Below are 22,448 nucleotides of genomic sequence, written 5' to 3' on the forward strand. Positions count from 1 at the left end.
GCTGTAACGGGCACTGCTCCGGCAGTGCCCACTCCAGAGTCATGGTTACTGAGGTTTCTTATGTCCCATCGCCGCTCAGCCGTAAAAGGATCGCTATCCTTTTCTCATCCCGCGGTCCGCGCCTGGCTATTCCAGATTATTGCTATTGTTGCGGTTGTTCTCATCGCCGTGTATCTCATCCATAACACCATCACCAACCTGAATAATCGCGGCATTACCTCCGGTTTCGCGTTTTTAGACCGCAGCGCGGGATTTGGCATTGTTCAGCATCTTATTGATTACCAGGAAGGTGACACGTATGGACGCGTGTTCGTGGTCGGTTTACTGAATACGCTGCTGGTATCGGCGCTTTGTATCGTCTTCGCATCGATACTGGGCTTCTTTATCGGTCTGGCGCGTCTTTCTGAAAACTGGCTCCTGCGGAAGCTGTCGACTGTTTATATTGAAACGTTCCGCAATATCCCCCCGCTCCTGCAGATCTTCTTCTGGTATTTTGCCGTCTTGCGTAACCTACCCGGCCCCCGTCAGGCCGTCGACGCGTTTGAGCTTTTTTTCCTGAGCAACCGTGGGCTATCCATTCCTTCTCCTCTGCCAGGTGAAGGTCTGTACGCTTTTATCGGCGCGATTGCAATCGCGCTTGCTCTCACTGTTGGGGTATTCCGTTTTAACCGCACGCATCAGATCAAAACCGGTCAGCTTCGCAGAACCTGGCCCACGGCAGTCGTCCTGATCGTTAGCCTGCCGCTGGTGGCTCACTGGCTGTTTGGGGCCGCACTGCACTGGGACATTCCCCATCTGCGGGGCTTCAACTTTCAGGGCGGGATGGTATTAATTCCCGAGCTGGCAGCTCTGACATTGGCGCTGTCGATTTATACGTCCGCGTTTATTGCCGAGATTATCCGTGCCGGGATCCAGGCCGTACCTTACGGACAGCACGAGGCGGCACGCTCACTGGGATTACCGCATACCGTGACGCTTCGCCAGGTCATCATCCCGCAGGCTTTACGGGTCATCATTCCGCCGCTGACCAGCCAGTATCTTAATATTGTCAAAAACTCGTCGCTGGCCGCTGCCATTGGTTATCCCGATATGGTGTCGCTCTTCGCCGGAACCGTGCTTAACCAGACCGGACAAGCCATTGAAACCATCGCCATCACGATGTCTGTCTATCTGATCATCAGCCTGGTGATTTCATTGCTGATGAACCTCTATAACCGTCGTATAGCACTGGTCGAGCGCTAAGGATTTATGATGACAAAAGCGATACTGTCGCACTCCTCGCGCCCTGCCAACTCGACAGGTGGACGTTTCATTCTCTGGGCGCGCAAGAATCTGTTCTCCAGCTGGAGTAACAGCCTGCTGACGATTGTCTGCCTGTGGCTCATGTGGGAGTTGATTCCTCCCCTGCTGAACTGGGCGTTTTTACAGGCCAACTGGGTCGGTTCAACCCGGGCAGACTGTACAAAAGCCGGCGCCTGCTGGGTGTTTATCCATGAACGCTTTGGTCAGTTCATGTATGGGCTGTATCCGCATGAACAGCGCTGGCGGATTAATCTGGCGCTGGTTATCGGCCTGCTCTCTGTCGCAGTCATGTTCTGGAAAAAGCTGCCTCACCGTGGACACTATATTGCCGTCTGGGCGGTGGTTTATCCGATTATTGTCTGGGTGCTGCTCTATGGCGGTTTTCTGGGGCTGGAACGCGTTGAAACACGCCAGTGGGGCGGGCTGACGCTGACGCTGATTATCGCATCAGTGGGGATAGCCGGTGCGCTACCGTGGGGGATTCTACTTGCTCTGGGGCGACGTTCAAAAATGCCGATCGTCCGCGTGCTCTCCGTTATCTTCATTGAGTTCTGGCGCGGCGTACCTCTTATTACCGTTCTCTTTATGTCGTCGGTCATGCTACCGCTGTTTATGGCAGAAGGTACAACGATCGACAAACTGATCCGTGCCCTGGTCGGGGTGATTCTCTTCCAGTCCGCCTATGTCGCTGAAGTTGTTCGTGGTGGTCTGCAGGCGTTGCCTAAAGGGCAGTACGAAGCGGCGGAGTCACTGGCTCTCGGTTACTGGAAAACGCAGGGGCTGGTCATTCTTCCCCAGGCACTCAAGCTGGTCATCCCGGGTCTGGTCAACACGATCATTGCCCTCTTCAAGGATACCAGCCTGGTGATCATCATCGGATTGTTCGATCTCTTTAGCAGCGTGCAGCAGGCAACCGTTGACCCAGTCTGGCTGGGTATGTCCACCGAAGGATATGTCTTTGCTGCCCTGATCTACTGGATCTTTTGTTTTAGCATGTCGCGCTACAGCCAGCATCTGGAAAAGCGCTTTAACACCGGGCGTACACCGCACTGAGGAAATTATGAGCCAAATAACTATGACACCTGCCGACGCGATGATTACGCTGGAAAATGTGAATAAATGGTACGGACAGTTTCATGTCCTGAAGGACATTAATCTCAAGGTCAAGCAGGGCGAACGCATCGTCCTTTGCGGCCCTTCTGGCTCCGGGAAATCCACAACCATTCGCTGTATTAATCATCTTGAAGAACATCAGCAAGGACGCATTGTGGTTGATGGTATCGAGCTGAATGAAGATATCCGCAATATCGAACGCGTGCGTCAGGAAGTGGGTATGGTCTTTCAGCACTTTAATCTGTTTCCGCACCTGACCGTTCTGCAGAACTGTACGCTTGCACCGATTTGGGTACGGAAGATGCCGAAAAAGGAAGCCGAGGCGTTGGCAATGCACTACCTGGAGCGAGTGCGCATCGCAGAGCATGCCAATAAGTTCCCTGGCCAGATATCGGGTGGCCAGCAGCAGCGTGTGGCTATCGCCCGTTCTCTGTGTATGAAACCGAAAATTATGCTGTTTGATGAACCGACATCTGCCCTCGATCCGGAAATGGTGAAAGAGGTTCTGGACACCATGATTGGGCTGGCACAATCCGGCATGACCATGCTGTGCGTGACGCATGAGATGGGTTTTGCACGAACCGTCGCCGATCGGGTGATCTTTATGGACCGTGGGGAGATTGTTGAGCAGGCGCCACCGGATGAGTTCTTTGCGCATCCGAAGTCAGAGCGTACGCGAGCATTCCTGTCGCAGGTGATTCATTAATCAGCAGTTTTTGCCCGGTAGCGCTGCGCTTACCGGGCTTACGGTTTTCACGAGAATCATAACGCAAAAAGGCCATCCTTTCGGATGGCCTTCTCACTTATTTGATGTCTGGCAGTTCCCTACTCTCACATGGGGAGACCCCACACTACCATCGGCGCTACGGCGTTTCACTTCTGAGTTCGGCATGGGGTCAGGTGGGACCACCGCGCTAAAGCCGCCAGACAAATTCTTTTACTTCTTGCCGAACTTTAACCTAAGTATAAAATGGTGCTGATACCCAGAGTCGAACTGGGGACCTCACCCTTACCAAGGGTGCGCTCTACCAACTGAGCCATATCAGCACGCTAAATTTGATGCCTGGCAGTTCCCTACTCTCACATGGGGAGACCCCACACTACCATCGGCGCTACGGCGTTTCACTTCTGAGTTCGGCATGGGGTCAGGTGGGACCACCGCGCTAAAGCCGCCAGGCAAATTCTGTTAATCTGTATCAGGCTGAAATTGATTGTTCTGTCTCTTCGCCAAAACATCTTCGGCGTTGTAAGGTTAAGCCTCACGGTTCATTAGTATCGGTTAGCTCAACGCATCGCTGCGCTTACACACCCGACCTATCAACGTCGTCGTCTTCAACGTTCCTTCAGGACCCTTAAAGGGTCAGGGAGAACTCATCTCGGGGCAAGTTTCGTGCTTAGATGCTTTCAGCACTTATCTCTTCCGCATTTAGCTACCGGGCAGTGCCATTGGCATGACAACCCGAACACCAGTGATGCGTCCACTCCGGTCCTCTCGTACTAGGAGCAGCCCCCCTCAATTCTCCAGCGCCCACGGCAGATAGGGACCGAACTGTCTCACGACGTTCTAAACCCAGCTCGCGTACCACTTTAAATGGCGAACAGCCATACCCTTGGGACCTACTTCAGCCCCAGGATGTGATGAGCCGACATCGAGGTGCCAAACACCGCCGTCGATATGAACTCTTGGGCGGTATCAGCCTGTTATCCCCGGAGTACCTTTTATCCGTTGAGCGATGGCCCTTCCATTCAGAACCACCGGATCACTATGACCTGCTTTCGCACCTGCTCGAGCCGTCACTCTCGCAGTCAAGCTAGCTTATGCCATTGCACTAACCTCCTGATGTCCGACCAGGATTAGCTAACCTTCGTGCTCCTCCGTTACTCTTTGGGAGGAGACCGCCCCAGTCAAACTACCCACCAGACACTGTCCGCAACCCGGATCACGGGTCTACGTTAGAACACCAGCCATTAAAGGGTGGTATTTCAAGGACGGCTCCACGCAGACTGGCGTCCACGCTTCAAAGCCTCCCACCTATCCTACACATCAAGGACCAGTGTTCAGTGTCAAGCTATAGTAAAGGTTCACGGGGTCTTTCCGTCTTGCCGCGGGTACACTGCATCTTCACAGCGAGTTCAATTTCACTGAGTCTCGGGTGGAGACAGCCTGGCCATCATTACGCCATTCGTGCAGGTCGGAACTTACCCGACAAGGAATTTCGCTACCTTAGGACCGTTATAGTTACGGCCGCCGTTTACCGGGGCTTCGATCAAGAGCTTCGCGTTGCCGCTAACCCCATCAATTAACCTTCCGGCACCGGGCAGGCGTCACACCGTATACGTCCACTTTCGTGTTTGCACAGTGCTGTGTTTTTAATAAACAGTTGCAGCCAGCTGGTATCTTCGACTGATTTCAGCTCCACCCGCAGGGGCTTCACCTACATATCAGCGTGCCTTCTCCCGAAGTTACGGCACCATTTTGCCTAGTTCCTTCACCCGAGTTCTCTCAAGCGCCTTGGTATTCTCTACCTGACCACCTGTGTCGGTTTGGGGTACGATTTGATGTTACCTGATGCTTAGAGGCTTTTCCTGGAAGCAGGGCATTTGTTACTTCAGCACCGTAGTGCCTCGTCATCACACCTCAGCGTTAAAAGGTACCGGATTTACCTGGAACCTCCGCCTACATGCTTAAACCGGGACAACCGTCGCCCGGCTAACATAGCCTTCTCCGTCCCCCCTTCGCAGTAACACCAAGTACAGGAATATTAACCTGTTTCCCATCGACTACGCCTTTCGGCCTCGCCTTAGGGGTCGACTCACCCTGCCCCGATTAACGTTGGACAGGAACCCTTGGTCTTCCGGCGAGCGGGCTTTTCACCCGCTTTATCGTTACTTATGTCAGCATTCGCACTTCTGATACCTCCAGCAACCCTCACAGGCCACCTTCAACGGCTTACAGAACGCTCCCCTACCCAACAACGCATAAGCGTCGCTGCCGCAGCTTCGGTGCATGGTTTAGCCCCGTTACATCTTCCGCGCAGGCCGACTCGACCAGTGAGCTATTACGCTTTCTTTAAATGATGGCTGCTTCTAAGCCAACATCCTGGCTGTCTGTGCCTTCCCACATCGTTTCCCACTTAACCATGACTTTGGGACCTTAGCTGGCGGTCTGGGTTGTTTCCCTCTTCACGACGGACGTTAGCACCCGCCGTGTGTCTCCCGTGATAACATTCTTCGGTATTCGTAGTTTGCATCGGGTTGGTAAGCCGGGATGGCCCCCTAGCCGAAACAGTGCTCTACCCCCGAAGATGAGTTCACGAGGCGCTACCTAAATAGCTTTCGGGGAGAACCAGCTATCTCCCGGTTTGATTGGCCTTTCACCCCCAGCCACAAGTCATCCGCTAATTTTTCAACATTAGTCGGTTCGGTCCTCCAGTTAGTGTTACCCAACCTTCAACCTGCCCATGGCTAGATCACCGGGTTTCGGGTCTATACCCTGCAACTTAACGCCCAGTTAAGACTCGGTTTCCCTTCGGCTCCCCTATACGGTTAACCTTGCTACAGAATATAAGTCGCTGACCCATTATACAAAAGGTACGCAGTCACACCACGAAGGTGCTCCCACTGCTTGTACGTACACGGTTTCAGGTTCTTTTTCACTCCCCTCGCCGGGGTTCTTTTCGCCTTTCCCTCACGGTACTGGTTCACTATCGGTCAGTCAGGAGTATTTAGCCTTGGAGGATGGTCCCCCCATATTCAGACAGGATACCACGTGTCCCGCCCTACTCTTCGAGTTCACAGCCTGTGTGCTTTCGTGTACGGGACTGTCACCCTGTACCGTGCGACTTTCCAGACGCTTCCACTAACACACAAGCTGATTCAGACTCTGGGCTGCTCCCCGTTCGCTCGCCGCTACTGGGGGAATCTCGGTTGATTTCTTTTCCTCGGGGTACTTAGATGTTTCAGTTCCCCCGGTTCGCCTCGTTAACCTATGTATTCAGTTAACGATAGTGCAACGAATTGCACTGGGTTTCCCCATTCGGACATCGCCGGGTCAAAGGTTCATATCACCTCGCCGGCGCTTTTCGCAGATTAGCACGTCCTTCATCGCCTCTGACTGCCAGGGCATCCACCGTGTACGCTTAGTCGCTTAACCTCACAACCCGAAGATGTTTCACTTCTGATTGCGAAAATTTGAGAGACTCGAACACACCATTAAAGATGTGTCGTTTCAATTTTCAGCTTGATCCAGATTTTTAAAGAGCAAATATCTCAAACGTGACTCGTAAGTCAGTTTTGAGATATGACGGCAGGTGACTTTCACTCACGAACCAGCAAGTGGCGTCCCCTAGGGGATTCGAACCCCTGTTACCGCCGTGAAAGGGCGGTGTCCTGGGCCTCTAGACGAAGGGGACACTGAAGTCTCAATCGCAAGACGCCTTGCTATTTACTTTTCATCAGACAATCTGTGTGAGCACTGCAAAGGCAGGTTCTTTAAGGTAAGGAGGTGATCCAACCGCAGGTTCCCCTACGGTTACCTTGTTACGACTTCACCCCAGTCATGAATCACAAAGTGGTAAGCGCCCTCCCGAAGGTTAAGCTACCTACTTCTTTTGCAACCCACTCCCATGGTGTGACGGGCGGTGTGTACAAGGCCCGGGAACGTATTCACCGTAGCATTCTGATCTACGATTACTAGCGATTCCGACTTCATGGAGTCGAGTTGCAGACTCCAATCCGGACTACGACGCACTTTATGAGGTCCGCTTGCTCTCGCGAGGTCGCTTCTCTTTGTATGCGCCATTGTAGCACGTGTGTAGCCCTACTCGTAAGGGCCATGATGACTTGACGTCATCCCCACCTTCCTCCAGTTTATCACTGGCAGTCTCCTTTGAGTTCCCGGCCGGACCGCTGGCAACAAAGGATAAGGGTTGCGCTCGTTGCGGGACTTAACCCAACATTTCACAACACGAGCTGACGACAGCCATGCAGCACCTGTCTCAGAGTTCCCGAAGGCACCAATCCATCTCTGGAAAGTTCTCTGGATGTCAAGAGTAGGTAAGGTTCTTCGCGTTGCATCGAATTAAACCACATGCTCCACCGCTTGTGCGGGCCCCCGTCAATTCATTTGAGTTTTAACCTTGCGGCCGTACTCCCCAGGCGGTCGACTTAACGCGTTAGCTCCGGAAGCCACGCCTCAAGGGCACAACCTCCAAGTCGACATCGTTTACGGCGTGGACTACCAGGGTATCTAATCCTGTTTGCTCCCCACGCTTTCGCACCTGAGCGTCAGTCTTTGTCCAGGGGGCCGCCTTCGCCACCGGTATTCCTCCAGATCTCTACGCATTTCACCGCTACACCTGGAATTCTACCCCCCTCTACAAGACTCTAGCCTGCCAGTTTCGAATGCAGTTCCCAGGTTGAGCCCGGGGATTTCACATCCGACTTGACAGACCGCCTGCGTGCGCTTTACGCCCAGTAATTCCGATTAACGCTTGCACCCTCCGTATTACCGCGGCTGCTGGCACGGAGTTAGCCGGTGCTTCTTCTGCGGGTAACGTCAATCGACAAGGTTATTAACCTTATCGCCTTCCTCCCCGCTGAAAGTACTTTACAACCCGAAGGCCTTCTTCATACACGCGGCATGGCTGCATCAGGCTTGCGCCCATTGTGCAATATTCCCCACTGCTGCCTCCCGTAGGAGTCTGGACCGTGTCTCAGTTCCAGTGTGGCTGGTCATCCTCTCAGACCAGCTAGGGATCGTCGCCTAGGTGAGCCGTTACCCCACCTACTAGCTAATCCCATCTGGGCACATCTGATGGCAAGAGGCCCGAAGGTCCCCCTCTTTGGTCTTGCGACGTTATGCGGTATTAGCTACCGTTTCCAGTAGTTATCCCCCTCCATCAGGCAGTTTCCCAGACATTACTCACCCGTCCGCCGCTCGCCGGCAAAGTAGCAAGCTACTTTCCGCTGCCGCTCGACTTGCATGTGTTAGGCCTGCCGCCAGCGTTCAATCTGAGCCATGATCAAACTCTTCAATTTAAGTTTGATGCTCGTGAATTAAACTTCGTAATGAATTACGCATGTTCACTCAGAGACTTGGTATTCATTTATTGTCCGAAGACATTAAGAATCCATGTCACTTTGAGTGCCCACACAGATTGTCTGATAAATTGTTAAAGAGCAGTGCAACGCGGCTTTCGCTCACCGTTGCGAGGTGGCGTATATTACGCTTTCCTCTTTCAGAGTCAACCCGTTATTGCAGGATTTTTTCTCTTCAACCGACCGGGCTGTTTGTGAAGTGATTCACATCCGCCGTGTCGATGGAGGCGCATTATAGGGATCCCATTTTTTAGCACAAGTATTTTTTAGATCTTTTTTTCCGACTGCTGATTTTCCGCGCTTTTCGCTGAAATCCCGCCCGATCTGCTTAAATATTGACGTATGTTGCCTTGCCTCGATCCATTAATACGATCAAAGTCTTCTGTATAGCGCTCATTGTTAGAGGTAGATATGCCCGCAGTATTACGTCCTTATAAAGATCTGTTCCCCCAAAAAGGCGATCGCGTGATGATCGATGCCAACAGCGTGGTGATTGGTGATGTCCGAATGGCCGATGATGTCAGTATCTGGCCACTCGTCGCCATCAGGGGTGATGTTAACTATGTGTCGATTGGTGCACGTACCAATATTCAGGACGGTAGCGTCCTGCACGTCACGCACAAATCCTCCTATAACCCGGACGGTAATCCCCTCATCATTGGAGAAGAGGTTACCGTCGGCCATAAAGTGATGCTTCACGGCTGCACTATCGGAAATCGCGTACTTGTTGGCATGGGGTCGATTTTGCTGGATGGCGTCATAGTAGAAGATGACGTGATGATTGGAGCCGGTAGCCTGGTCCCGCAGAACAAACGGCTGGAGAGCGGCTATCTCTATCTGGGAAGTCCGGTAAAACAGATCCGCCCCCTTAAGGAGGCAGAGATCGAAGGATTAAAATACTCGGCGAACAACTACGTAAGATGGAAAAACGATTATTTGGATCAGGATAGCCAAACCCAACCCTGATCGTCTTCTTGCTGTTCGCGGATTAAATCGCTGGCTTCCTCTTCCAGATCCCAGCGATTTTCGCAAAATACCGCTATCGGATCTGAACCGCCAAAACGACGCAACAGCGTTTCCCCATGAATGGCACAGGTCAGTTGCATACCGTGCACCAGAACCGGGAAACAGACCGCTTGCTTACTTTCATCCCAGCTCTCTCTGTCCGGAAAATGAATAGCCTGATTCACGCCGAAAGCTCCTGCTTTAACTTTTCAATGACCGGCTCGACTGCAGGCAACACCCCGTGCCAGAGCAGCACCGCATGCGCAGCCTGCCCCACCAGCATGCCGAGTCCATCGGCTAACTGTTTCGCACCGTGTTGTTCACACCAGTTAAGGAAAGGCGTCTTCCCTTTCTGATAAAACATGTCATAGAAATACATATGCGCACTGACCAGCGAAGCGGGGATCGCCGGGATCTCACCACTAATGCCGCTGGATGTAGCATTAATGACAAGATCGAACTCACGATCGGCAAGATCGTCAAGAGCTACCGCGCTCACGCTGCCGGTATGCGCAAACAACGCCGCCAGCGCTTCTGCCCGGGAAAAGGTTCTGTTAGTAACGGTCACCGAACAGTCCAGTGAAAGCAGAGGCAACAGTACTCCCCGCGATGCGCCACCCGCACCAATCAGTAGGACCCGGAATCCGGGCTTAATAAACGAAAGTCGTTCCAGATCGCTAAGTAAACCAATCCCGTCGGTGTTGTCACCCAAAAGGCGTCCATCCTCAAGCCGTTTAAGGGTATTGACTGCACCAGCCAGTGAAGCACGCTCGGTCAGCTCATCCGCACGTTCGAAGGCTTCCTCTTTAAAAGGAACCGTCACATTCGCGCCTTTACCGCCCGCGGCGAAAAAAGCCTCCAGCGTTGGAATAAATGCATCCACCGGTGCCAGTACGCGACCATAGGGATGATTTATCTGCAGCTGCTTCGCAAATTGCTGATGAATCAACGGTGACTTGCTGTGTGCAATCGGATTACCAAAAACAGCATAGGTTTCCATGAGATTACCCCTGGCGAAAACGTTCGCCGGTCAAAGCGTCGCGAATTTCAGAAGGGTTCAGGCGCCCTCCCGTTTCACCGACAGCAACAGGGAAGTCATCCCCGAACTGCGCCAGCACTTCTTCGGTTGTCCTACAAGGCGGCAATCCGGTCAGGTTAGCACTTGTTGAGACTAGCGGTTTACCAAATGCCAGACAAAGCTCAACCACCAGCGGATGGTCAGTTACGCGAACGGCGAGGGAATCAAAGCGTCCGGTTAACCAACGCGGGGTTGTCGGCTGCGCCGGGAAGACGAAGGTCACTGGTCCCGGCCACGCGGAGAAGATAGTCTCGCGCTGCGCCGGCGTCAGCATAGAGTCATCGATATAAGGTTTAAGCTGCTCGTAATTCGCAGCGATCAAAATCAGCCCTTTCTCGACGGGTCTTTGTTTCAGGGCAAGCAGACGGCTCACAGCCGTCTCGCTGTCAGGATCGCAACCGACCCCAAAAACAGCTTCAGTTGGATAGGCGATGACTTCTTCATTTTTCAGTACGTCCACTGCATGCGCAATGGAGCCTAATGGCAGGTTATTATTCACTATTTTGATCCGCCGTAACCGGCTTTCCACATTGTTTACTGGCGCAGAAGCGTTTCATGCCTTGCGCGGTTTTCTTCTCTATCAGTAGCGGATAATTGCAATGAGGGCAGGTTCCCGCTACCGGTTTAAAATTGATGACGAACTGGCATTCAGGGTAGCGATCGCACGAATGGAAGGTCTTACCATAACGGGAACGGCGCTGTACCAGCTGACCGCGCTGACACTGAGGACACGCAATTGCCGTTTCATCAGGCTTATCAATTTGTTCCGTATGCTCACATTCTGGATAGCGGCTACATCCAATAAACATGCCGAAACGCCCCTGCCGCAGGGCTAATTCACCACCGCACACGGGACAATACTGACCCTCCAGAATTTTAACGATATGTCCATCCGCCTGGCTTTTCAGAGGACGAACATAATCACATTCCGGATAGTGTGAACAACCGAGAAACGGGCCGTGTTTCCCGGACCGAATAACAAGTTCAGCCCCGCACTGCGGGCAGGGCTCGTTTTTATGCACCGTGAATAGTGCTGATTTGGCCATAACAACTCTTGGTGCTGCACATTGAATTAGTGCAGCATACCTTCATTCACTTCAAAGAGTAATTCTTCCATTTGCTGATAGGCATTTTCACAGCCCGGAATATTAAACAGAACCATCAGGATCACCCACTTAAGATCTTCCAGTTCGAATTCTGCTGTATCCAGCGCCATGACGCGCTCTATCACCATTTCTCTCGTTTCGAGGTTCAGCACCTGAATCTGCTCAAGGAATAAGATGAATCCCCGACAGCTGGCGTCCAGCCTTTCACACTCTTCTGCGGTATAAATGCGTACTGACAATGGATCAGAAGCAAGCTGCATCGGTTCGGCCAGGCCTTCCTGATAATCAGCCAGTTTTTCCAACCACATCAACGCATTATAGATGTCTTCCCGCTCAAACCCCGCATCGGTAAGATCCTGTGTCAATTTGTCCTGATCCACTCGCATTTCTGCTTCGTTATGGATGTAAGTCTCAAACAAATACATCAGTACGTCGAACATGGCATGCCCTCCTCAATCGGACATAGCCGCCGGGTACAGCTGCGATCCACCCTGCTAACTCCAGTTCGAGTAGCTGTGCTACCGTTACTGGCACAGGTTGGCCGGCACGTTCAGCGACAACGTCAACAGGTGTTACCTCATCTCCTACGTTAGCCAGGAGCTTGGGAAATGGCAATGCCACCTTTCCCTGATCTGATGAATATTGTCGCTTTTCGGGATCTTCCTGCAGCCATTGCAGCCCATATTGCAAATTTTCAAGAATATCCCGTACTTCCGTTACCGGTGTGGCCCCTTGTTTAATCAGCCAGTGGGGCCCCTCGCATCCGGGGTTACCTATCGGGCCGGGCAAGGCAAAGACCTCTCTACCCTGTTCAAGCGCGCATCGTGCCGTGACCAGTGAACCGCTTCGCCGCGCAGCTTCAACTACCAGCACGCCTTTGCTAAGCCCGCTGATAATTCGATTACGACGCGGAAAGTTTGCCGGCCTGGGCTGCGCGGAAAGCGGAAACTCAGAGACTATCGCGCCGTCAGATTCAATAAGCCGCATCGCCAATGCCTGATGTCGGCGTGGATAAATGCTAAAAAGACCGTTCCCCAGGACCGCGACACTTTGTCCTTTAGCTGACAGTGCCGCGCTGTGGGCAACGCCGTCAATACCGCAGGCCAGCCCGCTGGTAATCGTGAAACCACTTTGTGTAAGCTGTTCGCACAGGATTTTCCCCCATCGCTCGCCGTACCATGACGGCGCACGACTGCCTACCACCGCCAGCTGAACGGTATTAAGCGTCTCTGGGTTACCTTTTATGAATAATGCACCGGGATAATCAGGGATCGTGCGGAGCAAAGGGGGATAAAGGGGATGGTTGGCCGTTAATAAATGATGCCCCGGCTGCTCAAGCCATAGCAGGCTACGTTCCAGCTCACTCTCATTGAACGCAAAGAATCGTTCAGCCTGCTTTGCTGTCAGTCCAGCATTTCTTAAGACAAGCGTGTCGATGCCTTCCTGCTTCTGCAGTCGTGCAGCCGCTTCCAGCATTACATCACCACACAGAGACCCTGTGTGTATTAGCCGTAGCCATATCTCGGTCAACGTCATCCTTTCCCCTGCCATAAGCGGCCTCCGCAATCATTGCGATTGGTCACTGATGCTGTCAATCGATGGGGGATTTGTCTAGAATAGAGGTAGTATTCTTATCAACTCCTGAACACGACTCTGGAAATTTATGGCAGTTTTGCAAGTGTTACATATTCCGGACGAGCGCCTTCGCATCGTCGCTGAACCGGTCAAAGAAGTGAATGCAGAAATCCAGCGTATCGTTGATGATATGTTCGATACCATGTACGCCGAAGAAGGCATTGGCCTGGCGGCGACGCAGGTAGACATTCATAAGCGTATTATCGTGATTGATGTTTCTGAAAATCGCGATGGCCGCCTGGTGCTGATCAACCCTGAGCTGCTCGAAAAGAGTGGCGAAACCGGTATTGAGGAAGGCTGTCTGTCTATTCCTGAACAGCGTGCGTTAGTGCCGCGAGCTGAAAAGGTGAAAATTCGCGCCCTGGATCGTGACGGTAATCCGTTCGAACTGGAAGCAGATGACCTGCTGGCGATTTGTATTCAGCATGAGATGGATCACCTTGTCGGTAAACTGTTTATCGATTACCTCTCACCGCTGAAACAGCAGCGTATTCGTCAGAAAGTAGAAAAACTGGATCGTTTGCGTTCTCGCGCATAACGCCCCCCGGATACAAGGATCATCGTGTCTAAAACACTACGAATTATCTTCGCGGGAACCCCTGATTTTGCAGCGCGTCATCTTGACGCGCTGTTATCTTCCGGTCACAAGGTTGTTGGCGTCTTTACCCAGCCGGACCGTCCTGCTGGTCGCGGCAAAAAAATGATGCCCAGCCCGGTAAAAGTGCTGGCAGAAGAGCATGGGCTACCCGTTTTCCAGCCCGCATCGTTACGCCCCCAGGAAAATCAGCAGCTGGTCGCTGACCTGAAAGCCGACGTAATGGTGGTGGTGGCTTATGGTTTAATCCTGCCAAAAGCTGTGCTCGATATGCCTCGCCTGGGTTGCATCAACGTGCATGGGTCTTTGCTCCCGCGCTGGCGTGGTGCTGCACCTATTCAGCGATCGCTGTGGGCAGGCGATGCCGAAACGGGCGTTACCATTATGAAGATGGACGTAGGTTTAGACACCGGCGATATGCTGTATAAACTGGCCTGCCCCATTACGTCAGACGATACCAGCGCCACGCTGTATGACAAACTGGCAGACCTCGGTCCACAAGGGCTTATCGAGACGCTCCAGCAGCTTGCTGACAATACGGCGAAACCGGAAGTTCAGGATGACGCGCTGGTGACTTATGCCCAAAAGCTGAGCAAAGAAGAAGCGCGGATCGACTGGTCGCTGTCGGCCGCTCAGCTTGAACGCTGCATTCGCGCTTTCAATCCATGGCCGATGAGCTGGATGGAGATTGATGAGCAGCCAGTGAAAGTGTGGAAAGCCTCCGTCATTAGCGGTACTACTACGGCCAAACCCGGTACGATTGTTGACGCCAACAAGAACGGTATCCAGGTGGCGACTGGGCAAGGGATATTGAATCTTGAATCGCTCCAACCGGCCGGTAAGAAAGCCATGAGCGCTCAGGATCTGTTAAATTCCCGTCGCGAATGGTTTATCCCGGGCAACCGTCTTGCCTGAGCAAATTTATTCTTAAGGCCCGGTGTTTCCGGGCATTTTTATTTTTACGGTTATGAAAAAACAAAATCTACGCAGTATGGCGGCTCAGGCCGTCGAGCAGGTTATTGAGCAGGGCCAGTCATTGAGCAATGTCCTGCCTCCCCTGCAGCAAAAAGTCTCTGATAAGGATAAAGCCCTGCTTCAGGAGCTCTGCTTTGGCGTCCTGCGCACGCTTTCTCAACTTGAGTGGTTGATTAACAAGCTGATGTCACGCCCAATGACAGGCAAACAGCGCACCGTACACTATTTGATTATGGTGGGTTTTTATCAGCTTCTTCATACCCGCATCCCACCCCATGCCGCGCTGGCAGAGACGGTGGAAGGTGCCGTTGCGATTAAACGTCCTCAGCTGAAAGGGCTGATCAACGGCGTATTGCGTCAGTTCCAGCGACAGCAGGATGAGCTTCTGGCTGAATTTGCCCAAAGCGAAGCGCGCTTCCTGCATCCGGACTGGCTGTTGAAGCGCCTGAAAAAAGCTTATCCGCAGCAGTGGCAGGACATTGCCGATGCTAACAACCAGCGTCCACCAATGTGGTTACGCGTGAATCGTAATCACCACACCCGTGACGCATGGCTGGCATTACTTGAAGAAGCTGGAATGAGCGGCTTCACCCATGACGCATACCCTGATGCCGTGCGCTTAGCATCGCCTGCACCGGTACATGCATTGCCCGGCTTTGAAGACGGTTGGGTAACGGTACAGGATGCCTCGGCTCAGGGTTGCATGACCTGGCTTGAACCCCAAAACGGTGAGCAGATCCTCGATCTCTGCGCAGCGCCTGGGGGCAAAACGACGCATATTCTTGAAGTGGCTCCGCAGGCCAGCGTGATGGCGGTGGATGTTGATGAGCAGCGTCTTTCACGCGTCTATGACAACCTCAAGCGTCTGGGCATGAAGGCACAGGTTAAGCAAGGCGATGGGCGCAAACCCGCGGAATGGTGTGGTGAAACCCAGTTTGACCGCATTTTGCTGGATGCCCCCTGCTCAGCAACCGGCGTGATTCGTCGTCATCCGGATATCAAGTGGCTGCGTCGCGATCGTGATATTAACGAGCTTGCCCAACTGCAATCCGACATTCTCGACGCCATCTGGCCTCGTCTCAAACCCGGCGGCACGCTGGTCTATGCGACCTGCTCAGTGCTGCCGGAAGAAAACAGTCAGCAAATCTCGGCCTTCCTTAAACGTACCCCGGACGCGGCGCTGCGAGATACGGGAACGCCTGAATGCCCGGGTCAGCAGAATCTGCCGGGTACAGAAGAGGGTGATGGCTTCTTTTACGCTAAGCTAATCAAAGAGTGATGTTGAGAACAGGTCACGAGATATGAAGATTATCATTCTGGGCGCAGGACAGGTTGGCGGAACGCTGGCGGAAAACCTGGTTGGGGAAAACAACGACATCACCATAGTTGATACCAACGGCGATCGCCTGCGTGTTTTACAGGACAAATTTGACCTGCGGGTGGTGCAGGGTCATGGTTCGCACCCACGTGTTCTTCGTGAGGCAGGCGCCGACGATGCCGACATGCTGGTTGCGGTAACCAGTTCTGATGAAACCAATATGGTTGCCTGTCAGGTGGCCTACTCGCTTTTCAACACGCCAAACCGAATTGCGCGTATTCGCTCTCCGGACTATGTTCGCGATGCTGAAAAACTGTTTAATTCCGAAGCGGTCCCCATCGACCACCTTATCGCGCCAGAACAGCTGGTTATCGACAATATCTACCGCCTGATCGAATATCCGGGTGCCCTGCAGGTGGTAAACTTTGCCGAGGGCAAAGTGAGTCTGGCAGTGGTTAAGGCCTATTACGGCGGACCATTGATCGGCAATGCGCTTTCCACCATGCGCGAGCACATGCCGCATATCGATACGCGCGTCGCAGCCATTTTCCGTCACGACAGACCCATTCGCCCGCAGGGCTCCACGATTGTCGAAGCCGGTGATGAGGTCTTCTTTATTGCGGCCTCACAGCATATTCGTGCGGTGATGAGTGAACTACAGCGTCTCGAAAAACCCTATAAACGCATTATGCTGGTCGGCGGCGGCAATATCGGTGCAGGTCTGGCACATCGGTTAGAAAAAGATTACAGCGTGAAGTTGATCGAGCGCGATCAACAGCGTGCTGCTGAACTGGCGGAAAAACTGCAAAATACGATCGTATTTTATGGTGATGCGTCCGATCAGGAGCTACTGGCTGAAGAGCATATTGATCAAGTCGATCTCTTTATTGCCGTCACCAACGATGACGAGGCAAATATAATGTCCGCCATGCTCGCGAAGCGCATGGGGGCAAAAAAAGTCATGGTGCTTATCCAGCGCAAGGCGTATGTCGATCTGGTTCAGGGCAGCGTTATTGATATTGCCATTTCGCCTCAGCAGGCAACAATTTCAGCGCTTCTGAGCCATGTTCGTAAAGCGGATATTGTCGGTGTGTCATCGCTCCGCCGTGGCGTGGCGGAAGCCATTGAAGCTGTTGCTCACGGAGATGAAACCACGTCACGCGTAGTGGGTCGGTCAATCGATGAAATTAAGCTTCCGCCAGGCACGATCATCGGCGCCGTTGTGCGCGGAAATGATGTCATGATTGCCAATGATAATTTACGAATTGAGCAAGGCGATCACGTTATTATGTTCCTTACCGATAAAAAGTTTATTACCGACGTCGAACGTTTATTCCAGCCAAGTCCATTCTTCCTTTAAAGAATTGGGTGCTCCAGAAAGAGCACCCTTACTTTATCCTTTTCATTTCTGTGCCTTTTATTTTTTATAATGTTTAATTATCCCGAATGGCAATTGGCTAATCATTTGTTAAACTAAAACTCGTCAGCTGGCACAAGGAGAGAACAATGAGTTTTATTAAAGAATTTCGCGAATTTGCGATGCGCGGGAACGTGGTGGATTTAGCTGTGGGTGTCATTATTGGTGCGGCATTCGGCAAGATTGTTTCATCATTAGTGGCCGACATTATCATGCCACCTTTAGGGTTGTTAATCGGGGGCATAGATTTCAAACAGTTCGCTTTCACGCTGCGTGAAGCACAGGGTGATGTGCCGGCGGTCGTGATGCACTACGGCGTATTTATTCAGAACGTATTTGATTTTGTGATTGTTGCGTTTGCCATTTTTATGGCTATCAAGCTGATCAACAGGCTCAATCGTAAGAAAGAAGAGCCGGCTGCAGCACCTGCACCAACGAAAGAAGAAGTGCTGCTGAGTGAGATCCGCGATCTGTTAAAAGAGCAGAACAACCGCGTTTAATCAAGAGCTTAAAGCAGGAAGGCCAGTGGTAAATAAGCGATTCGCTTGCTTGCCACTGGCCTCCCAATTACTCCGTTTTTCATGCTTGTCTTTACGCAGATAACTTCCTTTCCCTTTTTTATTCTTCTCAACGCGCTGTCTGAATAGCGGGTCGTGAAGTAGTGCCTCAATGGCATTGTCTTTGATCTGACCTTTCGTGTGCTGATAGCGGCTCATAATGTCTCCAGAGCAGGGTTTATGACGACGGGAGTCTAGATCCGGTTTGACTAAAAATCAACAGCCCTGCGTTTCTCCACTGGCCCCCTGTTCAAGGGCTTCGAGAATGGAACAATAAATACTGCTGTGGGCCGTACCGCAGCAGGCATCATTCAGCCTTTGCAGAGAGCGCTGCATGGTTTGCAGCTCCTGAATGCGTGCTTCCACTTCATCCAGCCGAGCCTGCACAATGCTTTTAGACTCCTGGCAGGTGTGATGTGCCGGATCGATGCGGATCGATAATAACTCGCGGATCGAGTCTAATGTGAAGCCGAGCTGGCGCGCATAACGAATAAACCGCAGGCGCTGCAGATCGTTATCGGTATAAAGTCGAAAGCCACCTTCAGTACGAACTTCATGATCGATCATCTGCTGCTTTTCGTAATATCGGATAGTATCCGGCGTCACGTTCGCGAGCTTCGCAAGTTCACCGATACGGTACATAGCTACTCCTCGTTTATTCTTCGCAACAAGCGTTTACCGTATTCACCGTGCAGAAAGTCAGTGTTCATTCCTGCCTGGCGAAGCTTGAGTTCAATCAGGACGAGACGACGGCTAAGTTCAGAATGTCGCGGATCGTCCTGACGGATGCCTTTAAGCAGATCGGCCAGTTCAACAGCCTCTCTGCGCTGTTCAAGCTCCGGAGGGAGACAGCCTGCATTTTTCAGTAAACGGTAGCCCGCCCGTAGTTCAGGCGCAATGTGCGAGTCATCGTCAAGCACAAGGGGTTCACCGCGTCCCGGAAGATCGTCGAATTCACCTTTTTTTTGGGCATCACGAATATGGCGTTCTGCCCACTGGTCAAGCAACCACATTACCCGCTCCAGGAGATGAACAGAATTGATACAGATATTGTAGAGAAGTGGGGATATCGCGGATATAAAAAAACCCGCCGAAGCGGGTTTTTTTACGTTACTGCAGATTACTCTGCAGCAGCTTCTGCTTTCTCTGAACGATCAACCAGCTCGATGTAAGCCATCGGCGCGTTGTCGCCTGCACGGAAACCACACTTCAGAATGCGAGTGTAACCACCTGCACGGCTCGCGAAACGCGGGCCCAGTTCGTTAAACAGTTTTGCCACGATCTCGTTATCACGAGTACGGGCGAATGCCAGACGACGATTAGCAACGCTGTCAGTCTTGGCAAGAGTAATCAGCGGCTCAACTACGCGACGCAGCTCTTTCGCTTTAGGCAGGGTCGTCTTGATGATCTCATGACGAACCAGTGAACCTGCCATGTTGCGGAACATAGCCTGGCGATGGCTGCTGTTGCGGTTCAGTTGACGACCACTCTTACGATGGCGCATGACCTTATCCTTCTCAGTAAAACCTTAACCTGTGATCCGGTTACTCGTCAGCAATGCTTGCCGGTGGCCAGTTTTCCAGGCGCATGCCCAGAGACAGACCACGAGAAGCCAGCACGTCTTTAATCTCAGTAAGAGATTTTTTACCCAGGTTCGGCGTTTTCAGCAACTCAACCTCGGTACGCTGTACCAGATCACCGATATAGTGGATAGCTTCTGCCTTGAGGCAGTTAGCAGAGCGGACAGTCAACTCGAGATCGTCAACAGGGCGCAGCAGGATCGGATCGAATTCTGGTTTCTCTTCTTTCACTTCCGGCTGACGTACATCACGTAAGTCAACGAAAGCTTCCAGTTGTTCTGCCAGGATGGTTGCCGCACGACGAATCGCCTCTTCAGGATCGATTGTGCCGTTGGTTTCCATTTCGATGACCAGCTTGTCCAGGTCGGTACGCTGTTCTACACGCGCTGCTTCAACATTGTAGGCAATACGCTCTACAGGGCTGTAGCATGCGTCGACCAGCAGACGGCCGATTGGGCGCTCATCTTCTTCCGAATGAATTCGGGCAGAAGCCGGCACATAACCACGACCGCGCTGAACTTTGATACGCATGCTAATCGCTGCGTTCTCATCGGTCAGGTGGCAGATCACGTGCTGCGGCTTGACGATTTCAACATCACCGTCGTGGGTGATGTCGGCTGCAGTCACAGGGCCAATGCCAGATTTATTCAGAGTAAGAATAACTTCATCTTTACCCTGAACTCTCACCGCCAGCCCTTTCAGGTTGAGCAGGATTTCAAGGATATCTTCCTGAACGCCTTCTTTGGTGCTGTACTCATGAAGTACACCATCAATCTCAACCTCGGTCACCGCGCAACCCGGCATCGATGAGAGCAGAATACGGCGCAGTGCGTTACCCAGAGTATGGCCAAAGCCACGCTCTAAAGGCTCAAGGGTCACCTTGGCGTGCGTCGAACTCACTTGCTCGATATCTACCAGGCGCGGTTTTAGAAACTCTGTCACAGAACCCTGCATTGTGTCCTCTCTTTGGTACTAAGCTTTACTTGGAGTAAAGCTCGACGATCAGGTGTTCGTTAATGTCCGCAGACAGATCAGAACGTTCTGGCTGACGCTTGAACGTACCTTCCATCTTGCCAGCATCAACTTCCAGCCAGGTTGGCTTTTCACGCTGCTCAGCCAGCTCCAGAGCGGCCTTCACGCGAGATTGCTTTTTCGCTTTCTCACGAATGCTAACAACGTCATTCGCTTTAACCTGATAAGAAGCGATGTTAACAACACGACCGTTTACCATGATTGCTTTGTGGCTAACCAGCTGACGTGATTCAGCACGAGTAGCGCCGAAGCCCATACGGTATACAACGTTGTCCAGACGACCTTCCAGCAGAGCCAGCAGGTTTTCACCTGTGTTGCCTTTCAGACGTGCTGCTTCTTTATAGTAGTTACGGAACTGACGCTCCAGCACACCGTACATACGGCGAACTTTTTGCTTTTCACGCAACTGCACACCATAGTCAGACAGACGCGGTTTACGCGCACCGTGCTGGCCAGGAGCTTGTTCAATTTTACACTTGGTATCGATCGCGCGAACGCCAGACTTAAGGAATAAGTCGGTGCCCTCACGACGGCTCAGCTTGAGCTTAGGACCCAAATATCTTGCCATTTTCTATCTCCAACTAACCTAAAAAACGGAGCGTTATACGCGACGTTTTTTCGGCGGACGACAACCGTTATGAGGGATCGGAGTCACATCAGTAATATTCGTGATGCGGAAACCAGCGGCGTTCAGAGCGCGAACAGTAGATTCACGACCCGGACCCGGACCTTTAACCATAACTTCCAGATTCTTGATACCGTATTCTTTTACGGCTTCAGCGCAACGCTCTGCTGCAACCTGAGCTGCGAACGGAGTGGATTTGCGAGAACCACGGAAACCGGAACCACCGGCTGTTGCCCAACCCAATGCGTTACCCTGACGATCAGTAATAGTAACGATGGTGTTGTTGAAAGAAGCATGGATATGAGCCACGCCGTCAGAGACTTGTTTTCTTACACGTTTACGTGCACGAACTGGTGCCTTTGCCATTATTCAATCACCCCGATTATTTCTTGATCGGTTTGCGCGGACCCTTACGGGTACGTGCGTTGGTCTTAGTACGCTGACCGCGCACTGGCAGACCACGACGATGACGCAAACCGCGATAGCAACCAAGATCCATCAGGCGCTTGATGCTCATGCTGATTTCACGGCGCAGATCACCTTCAACGACAAATTTGGCAACTTCGTCACGCAGCGTGTCGATTTGTTCTTCAGACAGCTCACTGATCTTAACATCTTCAGCGATACCCGCTGCAGCCAGAATGGCTTTAGAACGGGTCTTGCCGACGCCGTAGATCGAAGTTAATGCGATCACAGCATGTTTCTGATCAGGAATGTTAATGCCTGCTATACGGGCCACTATGCACTCCTACTATTTAATATGTACGCACCATGCTGAAAAGCCCGTTTTCAGGATACTCAAATGGAAACGTACAGACATACAAAAGATTGGCTGGCTAATCTAGCCAGCTCAACCCAACTTTGCAAGAAAAATATGCGAAATAATCAGCCTTGGCGCTGTTTATGCTTCGGCTCGGCACTGCAAATCACACGGATGACACCATCACGCTTAACGATTTTGCAGTTACGGCATAATTTCTTGACGGAAGCACGAACTTTCATTTTTACTCT

General features: G+C 52.1%; 24 protein-coding genes, 2 tRNA genes and 4 rRNA genes. 9 read left to right on the plus strand and 21 right to left on the minus strand.

The annotated features are described in order from the left end of the window. Positions 1-60: 60 nt before the first annotated feature. Genes FOY93_RS20280 through FOY93_RS20290 form a run of 3 tightly spaced genes read left to right on the plus strand, consistent with a single transcriptional unit; the run spans position 61 to position 3,121 of the window. Positions 61-1,242 (plus strand): amino acid ABC transporter permease, encoded by a 1,182-nt coding sequence (locus FOY93_RS20280; protein WP_143345599.1) that lies wholly within the window; start codon positions 61-63, stop codon positions 1,240-1,242. Between the two features lie 9 nt (positions 1,243-1,251). After that, positions 1,252-2,355, plus strand: coding sequence for an amino acid ABC transporter permease (locus tag FOY93_RS20285; RefSeq protein ID WP_143345747.1), 1,104 nt, complete (start codon positions 1,252-1,254; stop codon positions 2,353-2,355). 7 nt (positions 2,356-2,362) lie between these two features. Next, positions 2,363-3,121 (plus strand): amino acid ABC transporter ATP-binding protein, encoded by a 759-nt coding sequence (locus FOY93_RS20290; protein WP_014171880.1) that lies wholly within the window; start codon positions 2,363-2,365, stop codon positions 3,119-3,121. A 106-nt stretch (positions 3,122-3,227) separates the two neighbouring features. On the opposite strand, the gene rrf (FOY93_RS20295) is transcribed toward FOY93_RS20290, so the two are convergent. From rrf (FOY93_RS20295) to FOY93_RS20320, 6 genes are all read right to left on the minus strand, one after another. After that, positions 3,228-3,343, minus strand: a 5S ribosomal RNA gene (rrf, locus tag FOY93_RS20295). Positions 3,344-3,386: 43 nt separating this feature from the next. After that, a tRNA-Thr gene (locus tag FOY93_RS20300) sits at positions 3,387-3,462 on the minus strand. A gap of 14 nt (positions 3,463-3,476) precedes the next feature. Continuing rightward, positions 3,477-3,592 (minus strand): 5S ribosomal RNA (rrf, locus tag FOY93_RS20305). Positions 3,593-3,663: 71 nt separating this feature from the next. Next, positions 3,664-6,568 (minus strand): 23S ribosomal RNA (locus tag FOY93_RS20310). A 183-nt stretch (positions 6,569-6,751) separates the two neighbouring features. Continuing rightward, a tRNA-Glu gene (locus FOY93_RS20315) sits at positions 6,752-6,827 on the minus strand. A gap of 85 nt (positions 6,828-6,912) precedes the next feature. Then, positions 6,913-8,454: ribosomal RNA gene (locus FOY93_RS20320) — 16S ribosomal RNA — on the minus strand. Together the 16S, 23S and 5S rRNA genes with 2 tRNA genes alongside form the textbook arrangement of a ribosomal RNA operon. A 471-nt stretch (positions 8,455-8,925) precedes the next feature. Here FOY93_RS20320 and FOY93_RS20325 point away from each other — a divergent pair. Further along, positions 8,926-9,480 carry a gamma carbonic anhydrase family protein gene (locus FOY93_RS20325; protein ID WP_143345600.1) on the plus strand — a complete coding sequence of 185 codons (555 nt, stop codon included), beginning with the start codon at positions 8,926-8,928 and terminating at the stop codon, positions 9,478-9,480. Here FOY93_RS20325 and FOY93_RS20330 read toward each other — a convergent pair. From FOY93_RS20330 to dprA, 6 genes are read right to left on the minus strand one after another with little or no spacing between them, the layout of a single operon-like run. Then, a complete protein-coding gene (locus tag FOY93_RS20330; RefSeq protein WP_143345601.1) occupies positions 9,456-9,704 on the minus strand; it encodes a DUF1488 family protein in 249 nt (82 codons plus the stop codon). The genes FOY93_RS20325 and FOY93_RS20330 overlap by 25 nt on opposite strands. Further along, positions 9,701-10,519 (minus strand): shikimate dehydrogenase, encoded by an 819-nt coding sequence (gene aroE, locus FOY93_RS20335; protein WP_143345602.1) that lies wholly within the window; start codon positions 10,517-10,519, stop codon positions 9,701-9,703. Before aroE ends, FOY93_RS20330 begins: the two co-directional genes overlap by 4 nt. Before the next feature lie 4 nt (positions 10,520-10,523). After that, positions 10,524-11,096: an L-threonylcarbamoyladenylate synthase type 1 TsaC gene (gene tsaC, locus FOY93_RS20340; RefSeq protein WP_115874277.1), complete on the minus strand. Its 573-nt coding sequence runs from the start codon at positions 11,094-11,096 to the stop codon at positions 10,524-10,526. Further along, positions 11,089-11,643, minus strand: coding sequence for a DNA topoisomerase family protein (locus FOY93_RS20345; RefSeq protein WP_047652855.1), 555 nt, complete (start codon positions 11,641-11,643; stop codon positions 11,089-11,091). The genes tsaC and FOY93_RS20345 overlap by 8 nt, the downstream gene beginning before the upstream one ends. A gap of 26 nt (positions 11,644-11,669) precedes the next feature. Then, positions 11,670-12,143 (minus strand): DUF494 family protein Smg, encoded by a 474-nt coding sequence (gene smg, locus FOY93_RS20350; RefSeq protein ID WP_008503477.1) that lies wholly within the window; start codon positions 12,141-12,143, stop codon positions 11,670-11,672. Beyond that, positions 12,115-13,239 carry a DNA-protecting protein DprA gene (gene dprA / locus FOY93_RS20355; RefSeq protein WP_143345603.1) on the minus strand — a complete coding sequence of 375 codons (1,125 nt, stop codon included), beginning with the start codon at positions 13,237-13,239 and terminating at the stop codon, positions 12,115-12,117. Before dprA ends, smg begins: the two co-directional genes overlap by 29 nt. 127 nt (positions 13,240-13,366) lie before the next feature. Here dprA and def point away from each other — a divergent pair, with 127 nt between their 5' ends. From def to mscL, 5 genes are all read left to right on the plus strand, one after another. Beyond that, positions 13,367-13,876 (plus strand): peptide deformylase, encoded by a 510-nt coding sequence (def, locus tag FOY93_RS20360; RefSeq protein ID WP_008503479.1) that lies wholly within the window; start codon positions 13,367-13,369, stop codon positions 13,874-13,876. A 24-nt stretch (positions 13,877-13,900) separates the two neighbouring features. Continuing rightward, a complete protein-coding gene (gene fmt / locus FOY93_RS20365) occupies positions 13,901-14,848 on the plus strand; it encodes a methionyl-tRNA formyltransferase (RefSeq protein ID WP_143345604.1) in 948 nt (315 codons plus the stop codon). 52 nt (positions 14,849-14,900) lie between these two features. Next, positions 14,901-16,187 (plus strand): 16S rRNA (cytosine(967)-C(5))-methyltransferase RsmB, encoded by a 1,287-nt coding sequence (rsmB, locus tag FOY93_RS20370; protein ID WP_143345605.1) that lies wholly within the window; start codon positions 14,901-14,903, stop codon positions 16,185-16,187. 22 nt (positions 16,188-16,209) lie between these two features. Then, positions 16,210-17,586 (plus strand): Trk system potassium transporter TrkA, encoded by a 1,377-nt coding sequence (gene trkA / locus FOY93_RS20375; protein ID WP_008503482.1) that lies wholly within the window; start codon positions 16,210-16,212, stop codon positions 17,584-17,586. A 146-nt stretch (positions 17,587-17,732) separates the two neighbouring features. Continuing rightward, positions 17,733-18,143 carry a large-conductance mechanosensitive channel protein MscL gene (gene mscL / locus FOY93_RS20380; protein ID WP_023309449.1) on the plus strand — a complete coding sequence of 137 codons (411 nt, stop codon included), beginning with the start codon at positions 17,733-17,735 and terminating at the stop codon, positions 18,141-18,143. Here the strand turns inward: mscL and FOY93_RS20385 are convergent, their stop codons facing one another. The 9 genes from FOY93_RS20385 to rpmJ form a co-directional block, all read right to left on the minus strand. Then, positions 18,144-18,359 carry an alternative ribosome-rescue factor A gene (locus FOY93_RS20385; protein ID WP_133295235.1) on the minus strand — a complete coding sequence of 72 codons (216 nt, stop codon included), beginning with the start codon at positions 18,357-18,359 and terminating at the stop codon, positions 18,144-18,146. A gap of 57 nt (positions 18,360-18,416) precedes the next feature. Continuing rightward, the gene (zntR, locus tag FOY93_RS20390) at positions 18,417-18,842 is read right to left on the minus strand and encodes a Zn(2+)-responsive transcriptional regulator (protein ID WP_014833516.1); all 426 of its coding nucleotides are present in this window, start codon (positions 18,840-18,842) and stop codon (positions 18,417-18,419) included. A gap of 2 nt (positions 18,843-18,844) precedes the next feature. Then, a complete protein-coding gene (locus FOY93_RS20395) occupies positions 18,845-19,213 on the minus strand; it encodes a DnaJ family domain-containing protein (protein ID WP_133295236.1) in 369 nt (122 codons plus the stop codon). 107 nt (positions 19,214-19,320) lie between these two features. After that, positions 19,321-19,704 (minus strand): 50S ribosomal protein L17, encoded by a 384-nt coding sequence (rplQ, locus tag FOY93_RS20400; RefSeq protein WP_001216368.1) that lies wholly within the window; start codon positions 19,702-19,704, stop codon positions 19,321-19,323. 40 nt (positions 19,705-19,744) lie between these two features. Continuing rightward, a complete protein-coding gene (locus FOY93_RS20405; protein WP_002919219.1) occupies positions 19,745-20,734 on the minus strand; it encodes a DNA-directed RNA polymerase subunit alpha in 990 nt (329 codons plus the stop codon). Positions 20,735-20,759: 25 nt separating this feature from the next. Beyond that, positions 20,760-21,380: a 30S ribosomal protein S4 gene (rpsD, locus tag FOY93_RS20410; RefSeq protein WP_004868345.1), complete on the minus strand. Its 621-nt coding sequence runs from the start codon at positions 21,378-21,380 to the stop codon at positions 20,760-20,762. Positions 21,381-21,413: 33 nt separating this feature from the next. After that, positions 21,414-21,803, minus strand: a complete 390-nt coding sequence (rpsK, locus tag FOY93_RS20415; RefSeq protein WP_003863312.1) for a 30S ribosomal protein S11 — start codon at positions 21,801-21,803, stop codon at positions 21,414-21,416. 16 nt (positions 21,804-21,819) lie between these two features. Then, positions 21,820-22,176: a 30S ribosomal protein S13 gene (rpsM, locus tag FOY93_RS20420; RefSeq protein ID WP_003863308.1), complete on the minus strand. Its 357-nt coding sequence runs from the start codon at positions 22,174-22,176 to the stop codon at positions 21,820-21,822. Positions 22,177-22,322: 146 nt separating this feature from the next. Further along, positions 22,323-22,439, minus strand: a complete 117-nt coding sequence (gene rpmJ, locus FOY93_RS20425) for a 50S ribosomal protein L36 (RefSeq protein ID WP_000868187.1) — start codon at positions 22,437-22,439, stop codon at positions 22,323-22,325. Positions 22,440-22,448: the final 9 nt, after the last annotated feature.

Origin of the sequence: Enterobacter sp. 18A13 (genome assembly GCF_007035975.1) — a bacterium.
Taxonomy (GTDB): domain Bacteria; phylum Pseudomonadota; class Gammaproteobacteria; order Enterobacterales; family Enterobacteriaceae; genus Enterobacter; species Enterobacter vonholyi.

Coding starts and splice junctions, on each gene's coding strand:
- zntR (WP_014833516.1), bottom strand. CDS start 18,842: ATGTACCGTATCGGTGAACTTGCGAAGCTCGCGAACGTGACGCCGGAT.
- FOY93_RS20325 (WP_143345600.1), top strand. CDS start 8,926: ATGCCCGCAGTATTACGTCCTTATAAAGATCTGTTCCCCCAAAAAGGC.
- dprA (WP_143345603.1), bottom strand. CDS start 13,239: ATGACGTTGACCGAGATATGGCTACGGCTAATACACACAGGGTCTCTG.
- FOY93_RS20345 (WP_047652855.1), bottom strand. CDS start 11,643: ATGGCCAAATCAGCACTATTCACGGTGCATAAAAACGAGCCCTGCCCG.
- FOY93_RS20395 (WP_133295236.1), bottom strand. CDS start 19,213: ATGTGGTTGCTTGACCAGTGGGCAGAACGCCATATTCGTGATGCCCAA.
- rpsK (WP_003863312.1), bottom strand. CDS start 21,803: ATGGCAAAGGCACCAGTTCGTGCACGTAAACGTGTAAGAAAACAAGTC.
- def (WP_008503479.1), top strand. CDS start 13,367: ATGGCAGTTTTGCAAGTGTTACATATTCCGGACGAGCGCCTTCGCATC.
- mscL (WP_023309449.1), top strand. CDS start 17,733: ATGAGTTTTATTAAAGAATTTCGCGAATTTGCGATGCGCGGGAACGTG.
- FOY93_RS20280 (WP_143345599.1), top strand. CDS start 61: ATGTCCCATCGCCGCTCAGCCGTAAAAGGATCGCTATCCTTTTCTCAT.
- rsmB (WP_143345605.1), top strand. CDS start 14,901: ATGAAAAAACAAAATCTACGCAGTATGGCGGCTCAGGCCGTCGAGCAG.
- FOY93_RS20405 (WP_002919219.1), bottom strand. CDS start 20,734: ATGCAGGGTTCTGTGACAGAGTTTCTAAAACCGCGCCTGGTAGATATC.
- FOY93_RS20285 (WP_143345747.1), top strand. CDS start 1,252: ATGACAAAAGCGATACTGTCGCACTCCTCGCGCCCTGCCAACTCGACA.
- rpsD (WP_004868345.1), bottom strand. CDS start 21,380: ATGGCAAGATATTTGGGTCCTAAGCTCAAGCTGAGCCGTCGTGAGGGC.
- FOY93_RS20385 (WP_133295235.1), bottom strand. CDS start 18,359: ATGAGCCGCTATCAGCACACGAAAGGTCAGATCAAAGACAATGCCATT.
- aroE (WP_143345602.1), bottom strand. CDS start 10,519: ATGGAAACCTATGCTGTTTTTGGTAATCCGATTGCACACAGCAAGTCA.
- smg (WP_008503477.1), bottom strand. CDS start 12,143: ATGTTCGACGTACTGATGTATTTGTTTGAGACTTACATCCATAACGAA.
- trkA (WP_008503482.1), top strand. CDS start 16,210: ATGAAGATTATCATTCTGGGCGCAGGACAGGTTGGCGGAACGCTGGCG.
- rpmJ (WP_000868187.1), bottom strand. CDS start 22,439: ATGAAAGTTCGTGCTTCCGTCAAGAAATTATGCCGTAACTGCAAAATC.
- rplQ (WP_001216368.1), bottom strand. CDS start 19,704: ATGCGCCATCGTAAGAGTGGTCGTCAACTGAACCGCAACAGCAGCCAT.
- FOY93_RS20290 (WP_014171880.1), top strand. CDS start 2,363: ATGAGCCAAATAACTATGACACCTGCCGACGCGATGATTACGCTGGAA.